Source organism: Chitinibacter sp. GC72 (assembly GCF_009760905.1).
GTDB lineage: Bacteria > Pseudomonadota > Gammaproteobacteria > Burkholderiales > Chitinibacteraceae > Chitinibacter.
This window is the reverse complement of record NZ_VIRW01000007.1, coordinates 46204-70760: the sequence shown is the minus strand read 5'-3', so window position 1 is coordinate 70760 and position 24557 is coordinate 46204. Positions and strand designations below refer to the sequence as shown.

The following is a 24557-nucleotide window of genomic DNA, read 5'->3' as shown; positions in this document are numbered from 1 at the left end:
TACCCGATACCGGTGCGAACCCTGCCGCCCTGCCCGTTGTTGCACGACCGCTGTCGCACCCGGCAGTGATACCCGTCAGCATCAAGATGGCGATGGATGATGCTTTGCGAGCGCCGCTTTGGTACATTGATGCCCTAAGCGCAATCAGCGCGGTAAGACAATAACAAAGGCCAATAGAGCCTAATGGATGGAGTTGCCAATGATGTTCCGTAAACTGATGCTGGGTGCCAGCTTAAGCCTGCTGCTGGGTGCTGTGCATGCAGCAGAAACCAGCGCGCAAGCGCTATTGCTCAATGAATCTTTTGAGCAGGGGGCGGGTGCCAATCTGCCCGAAGGCTGGTCATTAATGACCTGGCAGCCGAATGTTTCCAGCGCCACGCTGGCAGCGGCCAGCGCTGCCGATGGCAAGCAAGTGCTGCATTTAAGCAGCAGCAAGCCCAATCATGTGCGAGTGAATAAAACCATCGCCGTTGAGCCCAATCAGACGTATTTATTTCAGGCCAAAGTCAAAGCGCGTGGCGCGAATGCTGACAAACTCGCCGCCGTGATCGGCGTTGAGGGCGTGTACGATGTGAGCGAAACAGTGCGTACCGATGCCGACTGGCAGCTGCGTCAGGTGTATATCAAATCGAACGATGCGCAGGAACTCCAGCTCTTGCTCGGCCTTGGTCATTTTGGCAATGAAAATCAGGGCGAGGCGTGGTTTGACGCGGTGAGCTTAGAAAAAGTAGCCGAGATTCCCGCTGGCGCCAAAGTGCTCGAGATGCCGCGCTCGCAAGCCAAGACTGAGAACGTCACCGCAGCGCTGAGCCCCGCCGCGCAAGGCAAAGCCGCGCCGTGGCTGATGCTGGTGGGATCGACGCTGGTGCTGTCGGTGATCGGCATGGGGCTGGCTATGCTGCTGATGCGCCGCAATGTTGTGGAAAAGGGCGTCGTCGCCAAGGATGCAGCATGATGAGCGCGCCAACCTTAGAAAACCCGCACGCACCGACGAGCGCTGCGCAGCATATTGCCATTGTCGACGGACTGCGCGGCTTGGCGATTTTGCTGGTCGTGCTGTTTCACTATTGGCAAATCACGTGGTGGGTGATTCCTGTGCCATTCACGGGCGGGACGATCAATTTTGAAATGATTCAGTATGCTGGCGCGCTGGGCGTTGAATTGTTTTTCTTTTTAAGCGCATTTTGTCTGGCCTATCCGCACGCCAAAGTGATGCAGGGCAAGGGCAGTTTGCCGAGCATTGCCCACTACACTTACCGACGCGCAATCAAAATTTTGCCTTCGTACTGGCTGGCGATGCTGCTGTTGCTGGTGCTGCTGCCCGAGATGTACCCCACCAGCAGCCAACGCGGCTACTGGACCGACATCCTGATGCACTTGGGCTTTGTGCATAATCTGTTTCCCGACACGCACGGCAGTATTAATGGCGTGTTCTGGTCGCTGGGCGTTGAGGTGCAGTTTTACCTGATCTTCCCGCTGCTCGCGTGGGGTTTTCGCCGCAAGCCGTGGTTGGTGTTTACGCTGATGTGCGCCGTGGCGCTGATCTATCGCCACTGGACACGTACTTTACCGATCGGTGAATTTACCAATCTGAATAATCAGCTACCGGGTTTTCTCGACCTATTTGCTGGCGGCATGCTGACCGCGTATTTGCTGGTTTGGGTGCGAGAACAAGGTCAGAGTGCTATCAGCGCAGTAAAGTCAGGCATGGGCGTGATCGTTGCGCTCGCGCTGCTAACGATGCTGCTGCTGTTTAACGATCTGTATCAAATCCGCTTTGAGCCCGATTCCTACCCGATCTGGCAATCGCAACACCGCTTGTTTTTCTGCTTTGTGCTGATCGCACTAACGGTGGCAGCGACCTACGCGCACGCAATTTTCCGCACCATCCTCGCCAATCGCGCGCTGACCTTTTTGTCGCTGATATCGTACAACCTGTACATCTGGCACCAAGTCATCGCCCGCGTCATCAAAGAGCACGGCTGGTGGACCGCCGCCACGCCTACGCCCACCGACGATCCCACCTGGCGCTGGACGATGTTTTTCATCGCTTTCATCGCCTCCATCATCGTCGCCAGCCTGATTACCTATTGTTTCGAGCGGCCATTGCTGCAATACGGTGTGAAAGGCAGCTGGGCTAGATTAAAAGCAAAGATGGCGGGGTATATGGCTGAGGATCAATCTGGTGTTGAGCTAAAAGGCAATACATAGTGGTTGTATCTGGGTGAGGGGCGTAAATCTTGTAGGGGATTTGTAATCCTTGGCTGTTGGAGTCTTTGCAAGTAAATACGCCATTCTGGTGTTAAAAAGGCCGCAATCGCGGCCTTTCTGACTTTGAGTTGCTCGCAAGCGCCTCCGCGCTTTTGAGCTGCCGTTTACCAGGTGTATTGCAGGTGCGTGGAAAATGCGCCGCTGCCTTTTGATTTTACCAATGGGCTATCGGCGGCATCGCCCAGTAGCTGGTTGTATGTCAGATTGCTGACCAGCCGTAATTCCTTGCTGATCGGCACAATGCCCGTGATGCCCACGCTGGCCAAAGTCAGGCCGCTGCCCGCCTGATACGCTTTAAAGCGGCTGTTTTTGGCTTGTTGGGCTGTTACGCCATACCAGCGCTGCTGATATTTGCCATTGCTGGCTGTGAGCGAGCTGTTGAGCGTCAGGGCAAATTGTTCGCTGGCGTATGCGGTGTAATCGGCACCCAGCGTCAGCTGCACGCCGCGATTTTTGTCCGATAAGCCGGTTGTGATCACGCTGGAAAGCTCGATATCTCCCAGGTTGTAATTGATCGACGCACCAGCCTGCAGCGCAGAATCAATCTTGCCCATACCTTTGAAGGTGATTTTGTCGGTGAGCTGGTCTTTTTCATCGCGCGAGGCGCTTGCACCCAGAAAAACGGCGGCTTGCCAGGCCGGATTGTCGGTGTAGCTCCAGCCTATGCCATTGCTGCTACTGATAAAAAAGCCCGAGCGATGCGCGACATCCAGGCTGACCAATGGGCTGGCTTTGTACTTCTTGCCACCTAGAACTTCGGGCGCATAAGCCATGCCCAGCCCGGCAGCGAGCTGCCAGTTGTCGCCCTCGCTGGCCTCGGCCCACAGGCTTTGCAGGCGCAACAGACCTTGCTCGGTGCCCGAGCCCAGCGTGAGCTCGCTGGCAAAACTGATCGGGCTCAGAATACATACAGATAAAATCAATGGTTTAAGCATGATGTTGGACTTCCTTGGTGGTGATAATTTCTGCTGGGTACGGAGCTGAATCAGGCTGCGGGGTTTGTTGCTGTGCCTCGCTACTGCGTTCTATTGCCGGGCGTTTTGCTGCGGCTGATGTTTGCGCGGCGATGATGCGATCCAGATCGATTGGACAGTGGCCAAAACCCCACATGATGAGCTCCCGCTAAAAAGCCGAATTCAAGCTTGACTGTTAGGGCCTGATTCGACGTGATTGATCATGTCCAGCACTATGGCAGGGGCAAGCTTTGGCTAAGCTTAAGGTTGTTCGGGTAAAGTGACGGCATGCATATCCTCATCATTGAAGACGACCTCGATCTCGGGTTCGCACTGCAGCAGGCGCTCAAGGCCGAAGACATCAGTAGCGAATGGCGGCGAAGCATTGCCGATGCGCCGCATGTCGCACAGGACATGGCTTTTGATTGTGTGCTGCTTGATCTGACGCTGCCCGACGGGCTGGGCTTTGATTTGCTCCGGCGCTGGCGGCGGGCGGGTATTGCCACGCCGATTATTGTGATTACCGCGCGTTCGGCGCTGGATGATAGGCTGGCGGGGCTGGATGGCGGGGCGGATGATTTCATTATCAAACCGTTTGCCACCGAGGAGTTGATTGCTCGCATGCGCGCCGTTTTGCGCCGTTATGCCCAGCAGGCCAGCGATGTCTGGATCATTGGCGAGCTGCACATTGAGCCACGACGCTATCAGGTAAGTCTGGCGGGCGTGCCGCTGGATTTGTCGCCGCGCGAATTTCATCTCCTGCTTGAGCTGGCCAGAGAGCCCGGGATTGTGGTGCCGAAAAGTGCATTGGCGCAGCGTCTGGAGCCCTTGGGGGACGCGATTGATTTTGGTGCGCTGGAAGTGCATCTATCGAATTTGCGCCGGAAAATCGGCGCGCAAAAAATTCGCACCGTGCGCGGTGTTGGCTATATGTTGGTGAAATGAACCGCTATCTCGACTACTTTGGCCCCAGCCTGATTCGCCGCGTAGTGCTGGCGATTTTGCTCGCTTTTGCGCTGATCTGGGTGGTGCTCGCCCTGTATGGCTATTGGTCCGAGACCAATCCAGCCGAGCGTGATCGCATGCTGCTCACCCAGGGCAAAATGATGGTGCAGGTGCTGGAGAAAGCGCAAACCGATACCGAGGCCAAGATGGTGATGGCCACTCATTCCGATTTGTACAACTTAAACTATCGCGAGCTGCAGATACCCCGAGTGATGTTATTTCAGCTCAGCAATGCGCAGGGGCGCTTGCTGTATCTGTCGCCAGAGGCCCAGGGGCGCGCTCTGCCGCAGGGGAACGCGACGCTGTACGATATCCGGCGTAATGGCGAGACTTACCGTGTTTTTCACGCCAAGACCCCGCGCTGGGAATTGATGTGGGCGGTGCCCAGCCTGAATTCATTCTGGTTTTTCAAAATGGTGGTCGTCAGTATGAGCATTGAAATGCTGATTGCCTTACCGATTATGATCCTGACCATCTGGCTGGTCGTTGCCCGTGGCTTGCGCCCATTGCGCGTTTTGTCCGGCACCATCGCCGCCAAACACCGCGATGATCTGTCGCCGCTTAACTTTGCCAGCCCCTATGCCGAATTAAAGCCACTGACTGCTGCGCTGGATCACCTGCTTGATCAATTGCGCGGCAAAATCGAGCGGGAACACGCTTTTGTACAGGATGCCGCCCATGAGTTGCGCACGCCCATGGCAGTTATTTCAGCGCAAGCGCATGTACTGACACTGGCGGCCACGCCCGCCGAGCGAAAAACCGCCGAGAAAAATCTGGAGCAGGCCATTCATCGCGCCTCGCATCTGATCGCGCAGCTGCTCGATATGTCGCATATCGATAACGATCGCCTCAAGCCGGATGAGCTGATTGATGTTGCGGCCTTGTTGCAGCGGGAGCTGGCACACCTTGTCCCCGCCGCCATGGCGCGGCAGATCGAGTTATCACTGAATGCGCCCGATACGCTGCCATGCCGCACGGACAGCAATGCGCTGCAAACTATCGCGCAAAATCTGCTGAATAACGCCATTTTGTATGTCAACGAAGGTGATCAGATCGAGGTGCAGTTGCAAGTGGCCAACACCTGCCTGATTCTATCGGTGGCCGACAATGGCCCGGGCATTGCAGAGGCGGATCGGGAGCGGATCTTTGAGCGCTTTTATCGCGGCGCGGGGCACGATGTGGCAGGTACCGGGCTGGGGCTGGCGATCGTCGCGCAAGCCGTAGCCCGCTTGAATGGCCACATCAGTTTGGGCAGCGGGCTGGGCGGGCAGGGCTGCTGCTTCACGGTGACACTGCCGTATCAGGTCTGATATGACAAGGTTTACTATCATTAGGTATATCCATCAAGATCAATTCCAGATTGCTATTGCTGGATATACCCTTGTTGATTTTCAAGATTTCTGGCTGTGGCTTGGACCAATTTGGACGTAGTTACTGTGCGCAATATTGGGCTAGCGCTGGTAATTTTGCGCATGCTGAGACACCGCCAGCACCTGCACCTGCCCGTTATCAAAAATCACCGGATACAGGCCAAACAGGCTGGCAAAGGCCGGATAGTTGCTACGCTCGAAATCGCTGATGAAAATATAATCCACCTTGTACTTGGCGATCAGAGCCGCGCGCTCGGACGGGCTCTCGTAGATTTTGCGCACGTCGTCGTGGCGCTGCTTGGTATCCAGGCCGTGGAAGAACAAATAGGTATCCGTGCCGACGACAATATTGCGGCCGGTGAGCGCGGCGACGGTGTTGTTGTGGTTGTCGGCAGTGACAAACATCGCATCCACCGGCGTGTTGTTATCAATAAACTGCGCCGCAGCAACATGCGCGGGGTTGTACGCGGTGTACGTTGAAACCCATTCGCGCGCCAAAGTCAGCCCGCCCGAAATGCAGCCAATGACGATGCTAAATACCACCAAATTAGCAGCCAAAATATAGCGGCCACGCGCCAGCCAGTAGCGGAAAGCCGCGATAATCACGCAGGCAGCGGTGATGGTGGCAAACGCATACCAGATATAAAACAGCTTGTTGTTGTCATATAAATTGGGCTGGAAAATAATCAGCTCGGCAACGATGTAAATCACCAGCGGGCCAAGCTGCAACAATGCCAGATGTTTATCGAGTAGCGAGCCTTCTGCTCCATCAGCCGCGATGGCGAATTTCTCGCGCCATGCGCTACGCGCGAGCAGCGCCAAGCCCATCAACCAGCCCACATACACGACACCCATGTTTTTGAGGTAGAACCACAAATACGGGTCAATCTCGAGTTTGTTGACCCAGTTCAGATGAAAATGGACAAAACCGTCCCCTGCCGTGGCCTGCTGGAAAGTCCAGAACATTAATTGACCGATGCCAAGGCCAATCGCCGGCAATCCATACCAGCACCAGTCGATAATCACCTGCACGATAGCTTTACGACGTAGCACCAGATCAACACCCAACCAGCCGAGCGAAATCAGGCCGATGGCCATAAATGAATGGGTATGGATCATCGGGAGTAATCCCACCAAGACCCCGGCGAGCATACCCCAGCCGCGTTTATCGCGCCCTTCACTGCGAGTGAAACGCAGTAGCGCCCACAGCGCGAACAGCGCGACAGACCAGCCCGCCATTGTCGTGCGCTGCGGGATGATCATATCGGCGATAACGTTCGACCAGCGGATATTCATCTCGTTGTAATTGGTCGGCGTTTTGTAAAATTCGGTCAGAATTTGCGCGAAGGTGTATTCGTGCCAGCCAAAGAAATAAATAAAGCCCAGGCCACCATTAAAGAAAAACAGCAGCGTTGCGAGCTGCGTCGCGCGCTTGTCTTTGCTGACCTCAAACGCGAGCAAGATAAAGCTGAACACAATCATCGCACACATCAATAGCGACGGTAGCAGCAGCGACCAGCGCAGCGAGAAACCCATCTGATACAGCGATGACGACACCAGATTAACTAGAAACGGATAGCTCAGGCGTTGGCCGGGCAAGATGCTGTATTCGGGCGGGAAAATCTGCTGGCGCGCCAAGGAAGTCACCATGCCCATATGCATTTGCAAATCGCCAAACGTTGATTGGCCAACGTCATAGCCATTGGCCGTTGGCAAAATCAGATGGGTGTGCAGCAGATAGGCCATGACAGCAAAGATCGGCAGGCCCAGCCACAGTAGCGTTTTTTGCATCGCGCCGTAGTTAATCGGGCTGGCCGCGAGCGGGCGGGCTTTGGCATAAATTGCTCCGGCCAAGGCGCACGATAGCGCCAGACCGAGCCCGTGGCTCAGCGGACTAAATTGCACAAAGAATGCAAACGGCACCGGCGCCCACATCAGCGCGGTGGCGCCTAATACGCCACCTGCGCCCAAGCGTATCCACTGTGGATGCGTAGCAAACAGCTTTTGCGCGGCATAGCCCCAGGCGATCAGGTGGGCGATAAAGTAGATCAGTGCGAAAAACATGGTTTTTTCTCTTTTAGCAATCTTTAAGCGCTGGCTGGGTGACGAAATGCCCACCAGCGGCTACCAGCAAAATTCCACAGCAGACCAATCGCGGTGGTCAGCAATTGTGCAGGCCAGTAGGCCCAGGCCAGCATATCGACAAACAGCAGCATTAGGCCGGTATTCAAAACCCAGCCCAAGCCGGCAATGGTGTAAAACTTCGCCGCCGCCTCGCGGTGCGATTTCTGCCCGTGCTGGTCTTTGAACGTAAAGAAATAATTAAGCAGATAGTTCGCCACCGAGCCGAGCAGATAGCCGATGCCGGACGCCAGCGCGGCCTTCATGGCCAGAAACTCAACCCCCAGCCATAGCACCAGATATTGAATACCCGTGCCACAGAGGCCGACGGCGGCGAAGGTGAGAAATTGTTTCAACAGTTTTGGCATTTCATTTCTTTTTAGTGAGTGTCACGAGCTAGCAAGCTAAAGCGCAGCAGATCGTGAATCATGGCCAATCAAGGTAAAGCCATAGTGCGCCATACGCATTAATCCCCAACCCAAACAGTGCCAGCATCAAATCTTTGCCATCAAACTTGCTGCGATTGAGCCACAACAGCAGCACCACCGCCGGAATCATATCGATAAAGTAGCGATTACCAAACTGCCAGCCGCCCATGGTGCGATGGCTCCAGGTGGCGAGCATATGGATGGCGATGGCGGCAAACAGCAAGGCATTGACTTGCCAGAATTCGCGCTTGAGCTGCGTGAGCTTGCGCGCCAAGATCAAAAAGATCGGGTTGACCAGGAAGAACATCACGCCATCCATGCGCGGGAAGCTCAGCCCGCCCTCGGGCGTAAAGCTTGGCAGGCGCAGGCTGCGCAGGATGTTTTCCGGAATATACGACAGGCTAAATTGCCCCTCGGTCGCACGCTGGAATTCTGGCAGGTAGTTATGGCCAAACTCAATCGGATTGCCAAAGCGCAGCCAGTTATACCAAGCCAGCGCACCACCAATGATGATTGGAAAAATCAAAAACTGTTGCAGCGGTTCGGCTTCTTCGCGGCCTTCGGGCGTTTTGGTCTTCGGTGCTCCATTGCCAATATGGCCAAGGTGATAGGCAAAAATCCACAACAGCGCCGGGAAGTAGACCAGCTGGAAGGGGCGGCAGCCCACCGCCAGCGCTAAACTGAGCGCCGACAGATGCATGGCCCACGGTCGATTCAGGCTCTTTACCGCGAAAAAGAACGCGCTGATCGTGAATAAAAACGCCAGCACTTGCGCCTGAAACCACACGCCGCCATTGAGCGAAACGGCAAGCAGATTGCTACCAAATACCGCCGCCAACGGCACGCAGAATTGTTTCAGTTGGGCTTGCGGGTTAAACCAGAAGCTCAGTAGTGCAAAGCTCAGGATGGTGTAGGCCGAATTAAGGAAATGATTCGGCGTGCCCTCACCAAAGAAAGGGTAGAGCAGGAATTGCGGAATCGTCGGAACCGGCGGGAAGCTCACATAATACTGGCCCTTGAAAATCGCCAGCTCCAGATACGGATAATCGTGCGCCAGCATGGTTTGCCCTTGCCACCAGGCTTTCGCTTGCAGAATGTACGAGTCCCAGCCACTGTGTGCAAACCACGGCTGCTTGAGCGCCGCGTAAAACAGCACATACATCAGCACAATGGCAAACAGCGTATAGCGCCATTCTTTGCGCACAAACAGGCTGCTGCGCCAGCGTGCATTCCAGCGCGGCAGGATGGCATCCAGTTTGCGACCAACAAGCAGGGTATAAGCCTGGCGGCTAAATCTAACGCTGCTTTCATCGATATACCTAGCAAAAAGGTGCGATGAGCCCAACACCGCCAGCAGGTAGACCAGCAGCGTGAGTACGAATGCTGCGGCATAGCCGATGTTAGGCACCAGCGTCACAATCAGCCACGAGCAGATCGAGCCCAGAAACAGGCCGTGCATTAAATACATTGAAAACGAAATCCGCCCCAGCCAGCGCCACGGTTGGCGTGACAAAATCGCCTGCCAGTTTGGCGCGTGCAGCACGGCGATCAGCAAAAACAGCGCGCCCCAATTGTGCGTCCACTGCGCATTGGGCATTGATCCGCCGTCCAGCCAATACAGCCAGCTAAACCAGAAGTTCTGGCTGGCGTCGATGCCCTTTGGAAAACTGCCCAAATAGAGGCCAATAATCGCCAGAGTCCAATACACCGCAGGGCGGCTCAATAAAGCGCGTGCTTTCGCTGCGCTCGGCGCATACATAAAATCAGCCAGCGCCACCCCCATCACAAAACACAGATACGGCGAATTGCCCAGATACCAGCCCAGTGCCAGATAGCCCCAGCCGCGCCAGCTCTGCCGACCGAGTACCGCCACCATCGCAAACGCCAGCAGCGAGCCATAAAACTCGATGCAGATCGTCCACAACACATTGTTGTAGCGTGGTTCGGGCTTAAAAGGCACCTCTAAGAAAGTATTGCGCAGTACATCAACAAAGCCCGCATTCGGCGTATGCCATTGCAGCGCCAGCCATTCAAACGACAGGGAGTATTGCGCCGCTTGTTGATGAAACAGCCCGCCCATCTGCATCACGAGCAGCACAATCAGTGACGCAGCAAAAATCGGCAACACCAAGCGTGGATAGCGGCGCAGCGTGGCCGAAGTTAAAAAGCTCACTCGGCTAAAGTTCGGGTCGTGCTGATCGCGGAAGAAGCGATAGGTGAGCACAAATGCGCTCATCACAAAAAACACCATCACCGCATAATCGCCGCTCCACAGGATATTGAGCGGTGTTTGCGCAATCGCCATTTCAAACGATGGGAAAATCAGCCCCTTATTGCCCGCCGCACCCCAAATTAGCGCGGGCAGAAAGGCATAAAAGAAATGGTGCATGGTGACAGAAAACGCGGCAATGCCGCGCACGCCGTCGAGATAGTCAAAGTGACCAGCTTCTTGCTTCATGTTTTTCCTCCATCCATCCCGCGCTTTAGTTTTGTGTTTCCGTTGCGGGGATTGGCTCAATCATTGTGGTGTGTTGCTCGGGTGCGGCTTTGAAGGCCGCTTCAAGGCGGGCAAATAATTGCGGTAATCCATAGCTGGCCAGCAGTAAGAGCGGAATCGTGCTCGATAAGATGTAGCGCGATTTGGATTCCCACAGCATATACATGCCAAATACCATCAGCGTGTAAAACGCCAACAGCAGCAGGGTTTCATCCAGTTGCGCATCCTGATCGCGGCTGGCGCGTTTGAAGGCCAAAACAACGACACAGGTCGCGGCAAACAAATACAGCCAGTTTTGCAATTGGGTAATGCGGCGCACTGCGTAGCGGAAAGTCTCGCCATGCGCGCCATGGGCAAACTGCGTCGCTGCCGTGGGGTGAGCAAAATAATCGGGGCGGGCCGGATCACCAATGCCGTAATACACCGCTTGGTAAGTGCCTTCAGTCCATTGCCAATAGGTTTTTTTCGCCCAGTGAGCCAGCGTGCCGCTCAGGCCAATCTCTTGCCATTTCTTGGCGATTTCCTGTTTGAACAGCGCGTTGACGGCGTCTTCGTCAATTGGCGCTTCGCTAACAAAAGTCGCGTACGCTTCGTTGTACGACCACACGCCAAGCCGCTTATAGTCGTAGCCAATATTGAGCCACATCCATTTAGGCGCGGGTGCGCTGGTACTGACGCCGCTATAGGTCGGCACGCCACCGAGCGCGAGCGCGCCGTTGACGAGTTTGTGCGGTACTTGAATCGCAATAAATAGCCCAAACAAAATCCACAAGTAGTTAAGCAAAAGTTTTCTGGCATCGTTGTCTCGCCTGGTCGTACTAGATGTACTGTCTGCGGCTTCGACGCCTTGCCATAAACCTTTTGCACTCGTCCTTTGATAAGGCTTGTGTTGGCCGGTTTTAATCCAGCGCAGCACAATAATCAGTGCAAAGCTCAGCGCTAGCAATAGCGCAATCGGGCGAAATAGATTGGCAAAGGCCAGTGCAATCAGGCACAGAATGATTGCGCGTTTGCGGCCTTGCTGTTGCCATAGCGTAAAAAAGTAAATCGATACGCAGCTGAGGAAAATCGCCGGGAAATCGTTATACACCCACGCGCCGAGCAAAATAAACGGAATAAAGGTCGTGCAAATCAGTGCGGCAAAAAAATCATGCCGTTTTTGCTGCCACAGCAAATAAATCTGATAAATCACATAGCTGCAACCGGTGATCCAGACGGTATTGATAATGCGTGTATAGGTGTAACTATCACCAATCAAGCTGTGAATGGCGTAGGTGTAGAGCGTAAATGGCACTTGCAATGGAAACAGGTAAAGATAATTTTTGGCCTTGTTTTCCAGCGTCATCGTGTCGAAAAACGCAATGAAATTGCCGCGCAATAAATCATCGACCACGATGCGGATCACCAGTGCATCGTCATACGCATGCACTGGAAAATAATAAATAAACAGATTAATCAGGCCAAAAAAGCCCAGAAACAGCGCGGCAATCATCAGGCGGATAAATCGGCTTTGATCCAGGCGTTTTGCCACGCGCCACGCGCCGTATAAAACCAGAAACCACGCCGCAATACCCAGCGCCTGCAACAGCGGGTTTTGTGGTCCTAGCATTTGCAGATCGCCCCGCGAAAACCAGGTATCGCTTTTCCAGAATGCATCGACAAAAAAGGCGATGGCCAGAAAAACGGAGAAAATACTGGCAAAGATCAGATAGATCGACTGCGGAACGAAATGGCGCAGCAGTGTGTTCGACGGGGGCATGATGCTCTCTTCGAGGGTATGTGCTTGGCGGTATTGCTCTGCTTTGTCTGGCGAGCAATACCATTATGGGTATTGTGGGTAAAAAACAACCCAGCCTTGAGACAGGCTGGGTTGTTTTTATTGCTGCTCGTCGGGGAAACCCAAACGATCTTGCACCACGTACAGCGGGCGGCGCTTGATTTCGTTGTAGGTGCGGCCAACGTATTCGCCCAGAATCCCGATACACAAGAGCTGAACGCCACCTAGGAACAGAATCGCCACCATGATCTCGGCCCAGCCCGGCACCCAGTGATCGGTGGTTAAACGCACAACCAGTGTGTTGATAATGCCGATCAAGGCAAAGAAGGATGACAGCAAGCCCAGCGTCACGGCCAGTCGCAGCGGCTTGGTTGAGAACGACATAATGCCGTCGGTGGCGAAACGCACCATTTTGCGCAGCGGATATTTGCTCTCACCGGCAAAACGCTCGGCACGGCGGTAAGGCAGGGCAATCTGTCTAAAGCCAACCCAGCTGACCATGCCACGGATAAAGCGGTCGCGCTCGGGCATGCCTTTGAGTACGTCAACGACTTTGCGATCCATCAGGCGGAAATCACCCGTGTCGAGCGGAATCGGTACGTCAGACAGGCGATTGAGGACGCGATAGAAAGCGCGGGCGGTCACGAGTTTGAATGCCGATTCGCCCGGACGATCAACTCGCGTGCCATACACCACGTGGTAGCCGGTGCGCCATAGCGCAATCATTTCGCTAATGACTTCGGGTGGGTCTTGTAAATCGGCGTCGATCAGCACCACCGCATCGCCACTGGCGGCGTCAATCCCGGCGGTAACAGCGGTCTGGTGGCCAAAATTGCGCGCAAAGCCGACCACGCGGATTTCGGGGTTGGCTTGCTGGGCGGCGGTGAGTAATTGGCGAGTACGATCTTTACTACCGTCGTCGACAAAAATGAACTCAACGTCTAGGTCAGTAACGGTGGCACGAAATTCGCCCAGGCGTTTGAGCGTTTCACCGATCACTTCCTCTTCGTTGTAGCAGGGGATTACTACGGACAGGCGTTGCTGTGTTGGGCTTTGCTGCATTGTCTCATCCTCCATGCGCTCCAGGCTCTGATTTGCACTCGGTTGGCGCTAGGCACGTGGCCTGTTTGTTATGGTTTTTTCGCGATTACATTGCGATTGGGCTTAACCTTACATCATCAAGCCTGGATTGAAAACCCCGCTTGCCAAGCTTTGTGCCCCAGCTCTCGCTAGGCGGTATTGCAGGTGCAAAATGACTGAGGCAAATTTGCCACAACACTAGGAAAATAAACGCTTTAGCGGATGCTGATATAGCAATTTGAATGTTGCAGTGCGATGGGCGTGTCAGGCCGCAGCACTCTTGGGCTTGTAAGGAATTGCCACGCCGATTTGGCTCCGGCTTGTTGCAACTGCGCACTGCCGATGTGATGTCAGGAACTAGGCGTCAGGATATAGAGCCGTTATAGTGCCACCTTCCCCCGCTGTTTGATCGAGTTTGAATCATGTCGATATCTACCACGCTATTTGCTGGCCGCCTGAGTCTGCAACGGTTTTTACTGGCCTGCTGGTGTTGCTTGCTGGTACTGGCGCTGCCTGCGCACGCCGAGCTAGCGCGCAATGCGGGAGCGGAAGAGAGCAGCCCGTCGGGCGGTGCATCAGGCTGGACCTTTGATCACTGGACGCAAGGCGAGCCGCAAAGCATCGGTACGCGCGACGAGAGCGTGTTTCGCAGCGGGAAATCTTCACTCAAGATTCAACTGGGGCAGGGCGATGATGGCAAGCTGACCCAGCTGATCAAGGTTAAACCGGATACCTGGTATCGCGTCTCGGCCTGGGTCAAAACACAGGGCATTGCTGCCGACGCCAAGGTGGGAGCCAATATCAGTATTGTCGACGCAATGGATCACTCGCGCGATATCAAAGGCGATCAGGATTGGCAGGAGCTGGTGGCCTGGGGCAAAACCGGCCCCGAGCAAAATGAAATCAAAGTGGCTTTGCGACTGGGTTTTTATGGCAGCCTGGCCACAGGTACGGCCTGGTTTGACGATATTTCGGTGCAGGAAGGCGAGCCGGGCGAGCAGGATTCGAAAACCCAGATTATCAGTTTTACCCCGCCGCCAGCTGCAGCACCCGCTGCAAGCGCTGCCGATGGCAGCCCCTCGGCACTGAGCGCCAATGTGGTGCTCTGGCTGGTGACACTGGGCTATATCGGGCTGGTCGCGTGGCTGATTCGGGCTCGCGATGGCGCGTATCAGCGCTTTGGCGCCGTGCTCGATGGCATTGCCCCGCTGAGCAAAACCTGGCCAGCGATTGCGCTGGTGCTGGTGGTTTTCCTGATCAAAATCTACTGGGCTGGCGCGTATCGCGGGCATTCATATGACATCGGTACATTCAGCGCGTGGGCGTTTGATATGTACCAGCGCGGTTTCGAAGGCTTTTATCGCCCCGGCTATTTTGCCGATTATCCGCCCGGCTACATCACCGTCTTGTGGCTGGTTGGCGGTGCTGCCAACTGGTTTGGTCTGGCCTACGATACGCCCGGCTTTCTGGCCGCGCTGAAAATGCCCGCCATGCTGGCCGATATTGCCGGTGCGCTATTTCTGCTCTGGGTGGGCCGCAAAGATAATACGACGCGCGCGATTGCGCTGATTGCCGCCATTCTGTGGCTGTTCAATCCGCTGGCGATTGTGACCTCAACGTTCTGGGGGCAGGTGGACAGCATCTTCACGCTGATTCTGGCTGCATCCTTCCTGATGCTGGAGCGTCGCCGCATTGTGCTCTCGGCGGCTCTGTATGCCGCAGCGGTGATTTTCAAGCCGCAAGCCTTGTTGGTGGGCCCGATTGCGCTGATTGCTTTGCTGACTTTTGGTGATATGAAGGTTCAACTCAAAGCCTTGGGCGCGGCGATTGGTACCTTTATTCTGCTCTCGCTGCCGTTCACCATTTCGCGCGAACCACTGTGGATTTTCAGCCTGTACGGTGGCACGCTGGCTAGCTACGACTACCTGACCATCAATGCGTTTAATCTGTACGCCTTGTTCAACGGCAACTGGCTGGCCAATAGCACGCCTTTCCTGGGGCTGGCCGTTGGTAAATGGGCGTGGCTGCTGACGCTGTCGTCGCTGGCGGCGGTGGTGTATGGCGTGGTCAAGGGCAAAGGTGAGGGCCGCTATCTGTTTGGCGCGTTTGCCATTTATGTGCTGTTTTTTGTGCTCGGCCCCAAAATGCACGAGCGTTATTTATTCCCCGCCGCCTTCGTGGGCCTGACCGCCTTTATGGTGATTGCCGATAAGCGCGTGCTGTGGCTGGCCGTTGCCGCCAGCTTGACGACCTTTGTCAATACGCTGGTCACGCTCGATATTCTGACCCGCCTTAATAGCACTGCGGTGCCCAATGGCAGCTTCTTTATGGTGGTGTGCTCGCTGGCGAATGTGGCTTTGCTGGTACAGACCTTCCGCATTGGCTACGATATTTTCCTGCGCGGCAATCGTCAGGCGCTGGTTTTTAGCGATACCTCGGCAGGTATTGAGCCCAGTAGCAATACAGTTGCTGGTTTTGTAGCTATACCCCCGGTTGAGCAGCCGCTTGCGCCTGTCAGCCGCCGTGCGTGGGCTGCGCTGGCCATGATTTGTGCCGCGTACAGCGTGGCGGCATTTACCTATCTGGGCAATGGCCAGTCGCCGCAAAAATTCTGGAATCCGCCTGCTGCGGGCGACTGGGCGGTGTTTGATCTGGGCAAAATCGAGCAGGTGAGCCAGCTGCAATACCATCACGGCTTGGGCGAGGGCGAGTACGCCTTGCAATGGTCGGCCGATGGCCAGAACTGGACGGTGGGCAAAGGGATTGTGATCAGCAACCGCTTTTCCGAATTCCGCTGGCGGCCGCTGGAAGTGAATCTGCCTGCGCGTTACTTCAAAATCGGGCTCAGTACCGGCGCGCTGCAAATGAACGAGATCGCGGTGCGTGGCCAGCAAAATGCCTTGCTTACGCCGGTGTTGCAGGCGGGGCCGAGCGACGCGGCGGCGCTGATCGACGAGCAGGACAAAACAGTTACGCTGTCTACTGCTTACAACGGCATGTATTTTGACGAGGTGTATCACGCGCGCAGCGCGTGGGAAATCTCGCAAGGCATTGATGCTACCGAAAACACCCACCCGCCGCTGGGCAAAATCATTATTGCGATTGGCGTTTGGCTGTTTGGCATGAATCCGTTCGGCTGGCGCTTTATGGGCGTGGTGTTTGGCATTGCCATGCTGCCGGTGTTTTTCGGCCTGTCGCGCCGAGTATTTCGCTCGGAAAACTTTGCGCTGCTGGCCACTGGCTTGCTGGCGCTCGATTTCATGCACTTTACGCAAACACGAATTGCGACCATTGATACCTACGGCGTGTTCTTTATTCTGGCCAGCTCGTACTGGATGCTGCGCTGGATGCAGCAGGAACCGGCTACGCAGGACTGGAAAACCGACTTCAAATCACTGCTGCTGTGCGGCACGATGTTTGGTCTGGGCGCAGCCAGCAAATGGATCGTGCTGTATCACGGCGTGGGTCTGGCGTTCTTGTATTGCTGGAATGTGTGGCGTCAGTATCGCGTCGCGCAAAGCCTGCCTCCGAAGCTACCGGGGCAGCGCACTTATGCCGATTGGGTGACGCAAAGCGTACTCTGGTCGGTGCTGGGCTTTATTGTGATTCCGGCGCTGATCTATACCGCGGCCTATATCCCGCTGATGCAAGCGACCGGCCAAGGCATTTCGGGCATGTTGGCCAATCAGACCGGCATGTATCAATATCACAGCCAGTTGAAAGCCACTCATCCGTTCAGCTCGATGTGGTACGAGTGGCCAACGATGCTCAAGCCAATGTGGTACTACTCGGGTACCGAGTGGACTGGCCCGCTGAAAGTGTCGTCAATCAGCGCGTTTGGTAATCCGGTGACCTGGTATCTGGGTACGCTGGCCTTCCTGATCGCCATTGGCTGGCGACTCGCAATGGCAAGCTCCAAATCCTTGGTGCAACGTTTTGCCGTGAGTCAGAGCCAGCTGTTTGCTTTGAGCTTTATTATTGCCGCAGGCTTGATTCAGTTCCTGCCGTGGGCGCTGATCCCACGCAAACTGGTGTTTATCTACCATTTCTTTGCGTCAGTGCCGTTTATTATTCTGGCGCTGGTGTGGCTTCTTCAACAGTTGCAGCGTTTGCAGCTCGATAACCCACTGCGTGTGTGGGTGAAATACCTGCCATGGGGGGTGGCTGCGGTGGCTGCGGTGCTCTTTATTGCCTACTTCCCGGTGATTAGCGGTTACCCGGTGCCACGCGGCTGGGTCGAGTTCATTAATAAAGGGCCAGTGACGCTGTATTTCTAATCGGCACTACTGCGGAAAAAAGGCCGACTTGAAAGTCGGCCTTGGGTATGGCCCTGAATGCCAATGCTGGCTTTGCGTTCAGGGTTATACTGCTCGGTGTATTAGCCGAATAATTTGCCCTTGAGCAAGTCCAGCCCTGCGCTGAGCAAGTCGCCACTGCCGCCAGCGGGCAATTCACCATTTGGTGTCAGGCCGTCGATCAATTGGGGCAGCACTGAAGATAGCTGGCTTGCGGCCTGTTGCGGGTCAACGCCAAACTGGGAAGCCAGATTGGCAATGGTTTCATTGCCCAGCACCGACTCGATTTGCTCGGCCGAAATCGGCAGATTGCTACCCGTTGAAATCCACGACTGGGCAATTTCGCCCAGACCGCCATTCTGGAATTTCTCGATCAGGCCGGCTACGCCGCCTTGTGATTCCAGCAAACCCGCCAGTGCGCTGCTCTGCTCGCTGCCGCCGAGTACTTGTGATGCCAGGGTGTCGAATAAACTCATTAGTAGGAAGCTCCGTGGGTGAAAGACATAAGACGCGGAAAATGCAGGCCTATCATAGCAGTGATCCTTGTCGGTTTCGTGTCAAATGATTCACCCAGTGATCAGCTAATGCTTTCATTGCTCAATCTGTGGCAATAATTATCCAGACAGAATCTGCACTGCACCAATTTCGATCGTGTTCTACACTGATAAAAAAATAACCAGCAGTCAACATGATCAAAAAAATCCCCTCCGAAGCAATACGCGTTGGTATGTTCATTCATGACCTGAATGTGGACTGGATGAATCATCCCTTTGTTCGTAATAAATTTCTGATCAGCGATGATAATGCGCTTGCCCAGATCGCCGCTACTGGCGTGCGCGAGGTTTACATCGACACCAGCCGTGGACTGGACATGCCTGACGCGCCGACGGTGGAAGAAGTTAACGCCGAACTCGACGCGCAGCTGATCAAGATTGCCGAAGCGCCGTCACCGATCATCAAAGTATCGTTTGCCCAGGAAATGGGCCGCGCTCAGAAAATTCATGGCCAGGCGACCAATGTCGTGCGCATGGTGATGCGCGATGTCCGGCTGGGGCAGGCCATTGAGCTTGACGGTGTGGCGCAGGTGGTGGAAGACATTACTGATTCGGTGCTGCGCAATAGCGGCGCGCTGCTGGGCTTGAGTGCGATTAAAAACAAGGACGAATACACATTTTTGCATTCGGTGAGTGTGTGCACCCTGATGGTGACTTTTGCCCAGTCGATGGGAATGGACAAAGAGCTGATCCGGCTCGCGGGTGTCGGTGGGCTGCTGCACGATACCGGCAAAATGAAAGTGCCCAACGAGATTCTGAACAAGCCCGGCCGCCTCACCGAAGACGAGTTTGCGATTATGCGCACCCACCCGGAGGAGGGCTGGCATATTTTGCGGCAGATCGATGGCCTGGAAGACATTCCGCTCGATATTACCCTGCATCATCATGAACGCATGGATGGGACGGGCTATCCATATCGCCTGCCAGGTGAGCAGATTAGCCAGATGGCGCAAATGGCGGCCGTGGTGGATGTGTATGACGCGATTACGTCCGATCGCTGCTACCACAAAGGCATGCCTGCCCCTGAAGGGTTGCGCAAATTATGGGAGTGGAGCAAGTTTCATTTCAATCCCGAGCTGGTACAGGCATTTATGCGCACGATCGGTATTTATCCGGTGGGTACACTGGTCCGGCTCGAATCAGGCCGTTTGGCGGTGGTGATTGAGCAAAATGAAGCGGCCATGCTGCAACCCATCGTGAAAGCCATTTTTAGCACAAAATCAAATACCTATATCACGCCGCAGCTGATTGATCTGGCCAGACCGATGGGCAAAGGCGGAGCCGACAAGATTGTCGGGCATGAAAACCCGCAAAAATGGCAAATCAATACCACACGCTTTTTGCTTGAATCCGGATAGAGTGCAGTCATCGCTATGACTGTGGTATCGGATTTTTATTGAATCATCTTTCAGCTCAGGGCTTTAGTATGCAGGATATGAACAGAAAACGGATTTTGATCATTGATCGTGATGTACGTTTGAGTGCCAACCTCGCCCAGGCCTTGCAGCATTTGGGAGAGATCAAGCAGCTGGCGCTGGCCGAGGGTGTTTTGCCGCAGGTTTTGGCAGATGCGCCGGATATTGTGGTGCTCGACACCCATACTCCTACCATGGCTGACTTTGACCTTTGCCAGCAAATACTTGAGTCCTTGCCTGATACGCGGATTGTTTTTCTGGCAGCCGAGGATTCGGCAGAAAACCGTGATCTGGCTTATTCGGTTGGCGCAGACGATTTTATTGTCAAGCCTGCACATCTGGCTTCGATTGCTTTTAAGCTTGAGCGGCTGTGCTCGGTGATTACCGATGCATCGCGCTTGAAGCAATCGTTACAGGAAGCGACTAACATTGCCATGATGGCGATTTCCAATAGTGGTGAAATGGGCGGCGTGATTGATTTCATGAAGCGCACTAGTGATTGCCACGATATCGAAGCCCTGCTCAAAGCGCTGGTTTCCAATTGCGCTGGCCATTTCCAGCTCAAGGTGTCTGCGCAAATCCGGACCGAAACCGAGCAGAAAACCTTGAATAGTGAAGGTCGTTCCAGCCCGCTGGAGGCTGAATTGCTGCTTAGTCTGAAAGAAGGTGAGCGGATTTACCAATATGGTAGCCGCATGATTATCAACTATCCCAAAGTGACTTTGCAGATCAAGGATCTGAACTGGGAAAACAGTGATTACATTGGCCGAATTCGTGACCATATCGCCATTATGGTTGAGGCTGCAGATCACCGTGTTGACGGTATTGTGCTCGAGCAAAGAATGGCGGCGCAGAGCCGAAAAATCCGCGAGTCACTGGCCGCCATTGCTGATGTAGTCAGGCAGGTTGAAAAAGATTACAAATATCAGCAAACCGCTTCGCACGAGCTGTTTGATAATCTGCGCACCCAGTTTTCAGCGTCCCTGGTGGGCTTCGGCCTGACCGACGCACAGGAAAATGAGCTGGCTTTCATGATCGAAGCCAGTGCCCTGTATGCCGACAATCTGTTTGAAGCCGGGTTTAGTCTGGATGATAAGTTTTCCGGCGTGATTTCGGTATTGAACGAGCTGGTGATTGAAGACACCGAGCTGGCATCAATGCGCCCATCCGATCTGGATGACTCGGTGATCCTCTTCTGACATTGATGTATTGAGGGGCAGTATCATGTTCGCATCCGCAGAATTGGGGCACTCACTGAGCAAGGAACACTATAAAACCGCAGCCGATACGCTACGGCAGAAGTTGCTAAATATGCAGTTCCAGCTCAAAGAGCGTGGTGATTTTCCCCTGATTATTCTGCTTGGCGGCGTGCCGACTGCCGGCCGTGGGCAGGTGGCTAATCTCTTGCTCGAATGGATGGACCCCCGGCATATTGCCACGCATGCTTTTGCTGCGCCCAATGATGAAGAACGTGCCCGCCCGCCTTATTGGCGGTATTGGCGTGTATTGCCGCCCAAAGGCAAAATGGCCATGCTGTTTGGCGGCTGGTATAGCGGGCCGATGTGGGAGCAACTGACCTCGAACCCGGATTCGGTGAGCTACGAGCATGAAGTAGGGAAAATCATCCATCTGGAAAAAATGCTCTCGGATGAAGGTGCGCTAATTCTGAAATTCTGGCTGCACCTGCCTAAAGAGCAATTAAAGAAACGCCTGAAAAAACTGGCCAATGATCCGCGCACGGCATGGCGTTTTGATGAGTCTGATCTGTGGTTTCTGGATCATTATGATGAAGTGATGGCCTCGCAACAGGATTTGCTATTGCGTACCAATCTGGCCGATGCGCCCTGGCGGGTTATCGAAAGCACCGACGAGCGCTATCGAAATATCACGATTGCAACGCATATCGTCGAAGCCATCAGCCATCATCTGGAGCGTGAATCAGTACGGCAAAAAAGGGTTGATGCCGCCCCACTGATGCCTTCGATTGATGGCGTTCGTCTGCTGGACAAATTGGCGCTCGATGCAGATCTGGACAAGGCGCAATACAGCGAGCAGCTGGAAGTGTTGCAAGGGCGTTTGAATGGTCTGACACGCCATCCCGATTTCAAGCAGCATTCGGTCGTTTGTGTGTTTGAAGGCATGGATGCGGCGGGCAAAGGCGGCGCGATTCGCCGGATTACTGCGGCACTCGATGCCCGGCAGTATCGCACTGTCCCGATTGCAGCACCGACCGAAGAAGAACGGGCGCAGCCTTATTTATGGCGCTTCTGGCGGCATTTACCGCCGCATGGGCAAATTACCCTGTTTGATCGTTCCTGGTATGGGCGTGTGCTGGTCGAGCGCGTCGAAGGTTTTGCCAGCCGTGCCGACTGGATGCGGGCGTATGGCGAAATTAACGATTTCGAAGCACAAATCAGCACTGCCAATGTGATTGTGGTGAAGTTCTGGCTGGCGATCAGCAATGAGGAGCAATTGCGCCGTTTCAAGGAGCGCGAGAGCATCGAATATAAGCGTTTTAAAATTACTGAAGAAGATTGGCGTAACCGGGAAAAATGGGACGCGTATATCGAGGCGGGCAGTGATCTGATCGAGCGTACCAGCACCCAGGTTGCGCCCTGGCATCTGGTCGGCGCCAATAATAAATACCACGCACGGCTTGAAGTACTACGGCATCTGTGCGAGCGCATCGAGGCGGCGCTGGCGGCAACTGCCAAAAAACGCAAGAACAGCAGCAAGTAAATATTGGCACTGCACACTTTGCGGTGATAACTCTCCTTTTGTGCGGCTTCAACGTTAAAATAGACGCCAGACAGGGAGAGTAATGTGGCCGATTGGAGTATCTGGAAAACGCTGGAAGATTGGCGGAACAAGCGACACGAGCTTGATCCCATCTTTGCCCGCGCTGGCGTTGCCCCCGAGCTGGAATCGCTGGCGAACCGTCTGGCCACCGATCTGCGCCGTGTTCCGCCGACCAAACCCTTGATGTCGGGCGATAGCAGTCGCGACGACAAGGAAATGTTGGCTTACTATGACGCCTACTTCAGGCATTATGACGAAGCCTTGTACAAAGCCGAAACGCTGGTTCGCATGCCCTGGGTGCCCGAGGCGGCGCCCACTGGCCGTGCGGTGCTGGCCGAAGTTGAGCGTATCCGCAAAGAAATGCGTACCCACCCCGGTACGCATCCGCCATTCGAGCCGCTGGATCAGCTGATTCAGCAGTACATCCGGCTTGACGATCCGGATTTGAAAATCCCTGCCGAGTTGATGAATGCTCGTCGGCAGATGCTGATCGAAATTGCCGGTTATCCTTTGACCGTGCAGCATTCGATTAAAGATCCTTATGACGATTCGGTGCCCCCCTTGTCGAGTGAGGATTTTTGTACGCAGCTGCACGACAAAATGCAGCAATATCTGGAACAGGATTGGCTGCATTGCCGCGTTGTCACCCAGTGGTACATCAGTCTGGCGCTGGATGCTGCGCTGGCGCGCAAAAAGCGCGACGCGGGCGACGATAGCCGTATCCGTTCCATGCTCAAGCGCCGCTGGCCGACGTTGTCAGTGCTGTTTCCGGACATCGAGCATATTGATCAGGTCTGGTATCTGGGTTTATCGATGGGAGCAATTGCCTGTTTGCTGATGGAGCTCTGGCTGCTGGCGGTGCCCTTGATTCTCTGGCTGAACCTGTCGCTGGGGGGGCACAGGCGCGAGCGCAAGGAAATGGAAGCCAGGCGCGCCCAGCTGGCATCCCGTGCGCAAAGCCTCAAAACCGTGCGGGATCGTTTCTCCCACAACCAGCTACCGCTGGAGCGGATCGCGCCGATGCTGCGTCAGCTGGATGAAAAAGGCGAATATTTTGACGACCGAGTTTTTGCCCTGCTGAATCTGCACCAATTTGCTGCTTAGGGGTATGTGGCTGCAGCTATTGGCGGTATTGTGCTCTATGTATATACCCTAGGCAGTTTGGCCGTCTATAAACATCAGTAGCTGTCCGATTTGCATCGCGATCCAGTTTTCATTATCGGTCAGTGGTTCGGTGGCAATCATCGCTACTCTATCGTTAGGCGTCGTTTCTCGGGAAAAATCCACTGCCAGATCGGTATCGCTCAAATGGGCGTGGCTAAATGGCGCTTGCCGCACCAGATAGTGCAGCTTGGTGCTGCAGTGGGCAAATAGCGCCTGGCCGTTGGACAGCAGAAAATTGAACGTCCCCCGTTGCGCCAGCTCGGCGCTCAAACCGGCAATTGCCTCGCGTAGCGTGAGCAAGTCGGGCTGGGCGGGAAAGCGCAATGCCAGCTGATTGAGTAAATAGCAAAATGCCAGCTCGCTATCGGTGCTGCCGACAGGCAAAAAGCGGCTGTTCTCCAGCGTGGGCAGCGTATTCAAATTGCCGTTATGCGCAAAAATCCAGTGCTGTCCCCATAGCTCGCGGCCAAACGGATGGGTATTGGCCAGATTGATCTGCCCTTGCGTTGCTTTGCGGATATGGGCGATGACATTTTTGCTTTTGATCGGATAGGCCCGCACCAGATCGGCCACCGGGCTGGAGATCGACGGCAGGTAATCCAGAAACAGCCGGCAGCCCTGATCTTCGAAAAAGGCAATCCCCCAGCCGTCGGAATGCTCATCGGTCAGCCCGCCACGACGCCGGAAACCTTCAAAGGAAAAAATAATGTCGGTAGGGGTATTGCAATTCATGCCGAGTAGTTGGCACATGGTGGATAACCTATTGATTTTGAAACATTATGGCGTAAAATAAAGCAGGGTGCTCTGGATGATGATTTCCTGTGTCTT

The 24557-nt window shown here is 54.6% G+C and carries 18 protein-coding genes; 9 read left to right on the top strand and 9 right to left on the bottom strand.

Annotated features, from left to right (window positions below; genetic code table 11):
* Positions 1-199: 199 nt before the first annotated feature.
* Positions 200-955 (top strand): carbohydrate binding domain-containing protein, encoded by a 756-nt coding sequence (locus FLS37_RS08340; protein WP_157669431.1) that lies wholly within the window; start codon positions 200-202, stop codon positions 953-955.
* Entirely contained in the window at positions 952-2211 is a 1260-nt protein-coding gene (locus FLS37_RS08335) for an acyltransferase (RefSeq protein ID WP_157669430.1), read from the top strand. The genes FLS37_RS08340 and FLS37_RS08335 overlap by 4 nt, the downstream gene beginning before the upstream one ends.
* Before the next feature lie 164 nt (positions 2212-2375).
* Here the strand turns inward: FLS37_RS08335 and FLS37_RS08330 are convergent, their stop codons facing one another.
* Positions 2376-3206, bottom strand: coding sequence for a MipA/OmpV family protein (locus FLS37_RS08330; protein WP_157669429.1), 831 nt, complete (start codon positions 3204-3206; stop codon positions 2376-2378).
* A complete protein-coding gene (locus FLS37_RS08325) occupies positions 3199-3381 on the bottom strand; it encodes a hypothetical protein (RefSeq protein WP_157669428.1) in 183 nt (60 codons plus the stop codon). Before FLS37_RS08325 ends, FLS37_RS08330 begins: the two co-directional genes overlap by 8 nt.
* Before the next feature lie 131 nt (positions 3382-3512).
* Here FLS37_RS08325 and FLS37_RS08320 point away from each other — a divergent pair, with 131 nt between their 5' ends.
* Entirely contained in the window at positions 3513-4169 is a 657-nt protein-coding gene (locus FLS37_RS08320; RefSeq protein WP_157669427.1) for a response regulator, read from the top strand.
* Positions 4166-5539 carry an ATP-binding protein gene (locus tag FLS37_RS08315; protein WP_157669426.1) on the top strand — a complete coding sequence of 458 codons (1374 nt, stop codon included), beginning with the start codon at positions 4166-4168 and terminating at the stop codon, positions 5537-5539. The genes FLS37_RS08320 and FLS37_RS08315 overlap by 4 nt, the downstream gene beginning before the upstream one ends.
* 141 nt (positions 5540-5680) lie before the next feature.
* On the opposite strand, the gene FLS37_RS08310 is transcribed toward FLS37_RS08315, so the two are convergent.
* The 5 genes from FLS37_RS08310 to FLS37_RS08290 all read right to left on the bottom strand — a co-directional run bounded on the left by FLS37_RS08310 (position 5681) and on the right by FLS37_RS08290 (position 13484).
* Positions 5681-7663, bottom strand: a complete 1983-nt coding sequence (locus tag FLS37_RS08310; protein WP_157669425.1) for a hypothetical protein — start codon at positions 7661-7663, stop codon at positions 5681-5683.
* A 23-nt stretch (positions 7664-7686) separates the two neighbouring features.
* On the bottom strand, positions 7687-8088 hold the full coding sequence (locus FLS37_RS08305) for a GtrA family protein (protein ID WP_157669424.1): 402 nt from the start codon (positions 8086-8088) through the stop codon (positions 7687-7689).
* Positions 8089-8146: 58 nt separating this feature from the next.
* A complete protein-coding gene (locus tag FLS37_RS08300; RefSeq protein WP_157669423.1) occupies positions 8147-10606 on the bottom strand; it encodes an acyltransferase in 2460 nt (819 codons plus the stop codon).
* 25 nt (positions 10607-10631) lie between these two features.
* Positions 10632-12404, bottom strand: coding sequence for a glycosyltransferase family 39 protein (locus FLS37_RS08295; protein WP_157669422.1), 1773 nt, complete (start codon positions 12402-12404; stop codon positions 10632-10634).
* 117 nt (positions 12405-12521) lie between these two features.
* Positions 12522-13484, bottom strand: a complete 963-nt coding sequence (locus tag FLS37_RS08290) for a glycosyltransferase family 2 protein (protein WP_157669421.1) — start codon at positions 13482-13484, stop codon at positions 12522-12524.
* Between the two features lie 440 nt (positions 13485-13924).
* Between FLS37_RS08290 and FLS37_RS08285 the strand changes: the two genes are divergently transcribed.
* Positions 13925-17779 carry a phospholipid carrier-dependent glycosyltransferase gene (locus FLS37_RS08285; protein WP_157669420.1) on the top strand — a complete coding sequence of 1285 codons (3855 nt, stop codon included), beginning with the start codon at positions 13925-13927 and terminating at the stop codon, positions 17777-17779.
* A 101-nt stretch (positions 17780-17880) separates the two neighbouring features.
* Here the strand turns inward: FLS37_RS08285 and FLS37_RS08280 are convergent, their stop codons facing one another.
* A complete protein-coding gene (locus tag FLS37_RS08280) occupies positions 17881-18273 on the bottom strand; it encodes a YidB family protein (protein ID WP_157669419.1) in 393 nt (130 codons plus the stop codon).
* A gap of 212 nt (positions 18274-18485) precedes the next feature.
* Between FLS37_RS08280 and FLS37_RS08275 the strand changes: the two genes are divergently transcribed.
* From FLS37_RS08275 to FLS37_RS08260, 4 genes are all read left to right on the top strand, one after another.
* On the top strand, positions 18486-19709 hold the full coding sequence (locus FLS37_RS08275) for an HD-GYP domain-containing protein (RefSeq protein WP_157669418.1): 1224 nt from the start codon (positions 18486-18488) through the stop codon (positions 19707-19709).
* Positions 19710-19777: 68 nt separating this feature from the next.
* Positions 19778-20965 (top strand): response regulator transcription factor, encoded by a 1188-nt coding sequence (locus FLS37_RS08270; protein ID WP_157669417.1) that lies wholly within the window; start codon positions 19778-19780, stop codon positions 20963-20965.
* Positions 20966-20990: 25 nt separating this feature from the next.
* Entirely contained in the window at positions 20991-22505 is a 1515-nt protein-coding gene (gene pap, locus FLS37_RS08265) for a polyphosphate:AMP phosphotransferase (protein WP_157669416.1), read from the top strand.
* 84 nt (positions 22506-22589) lie between these two features.
* A complete protein-coding gene (locus FLS37_RS08260) occupies positions 22590-23669 on the top strand; it encodes a hypothetical protein (protein ID WP_157669415.1) in 1080 nt (359 codons plus the stop codon).
* 48 nt (positions 23670-23717) lie between these two features.
* On the opposite strand, the gene FLS37_RS08255 is transcribed toward FLS37_RS08260, so the two are convergent.
* A complete protein-coding gene (locus tag FLS37_RS08255; RefSeq protein WP_157669414.1) occupies positions 23718-24479 on the bottom strand; it encodes a class II glutamine amidotransferase in 762 nt (253 codons plus the stop codon).
* Positions 24480-24557: the final 78 nt, after the last annotated feature.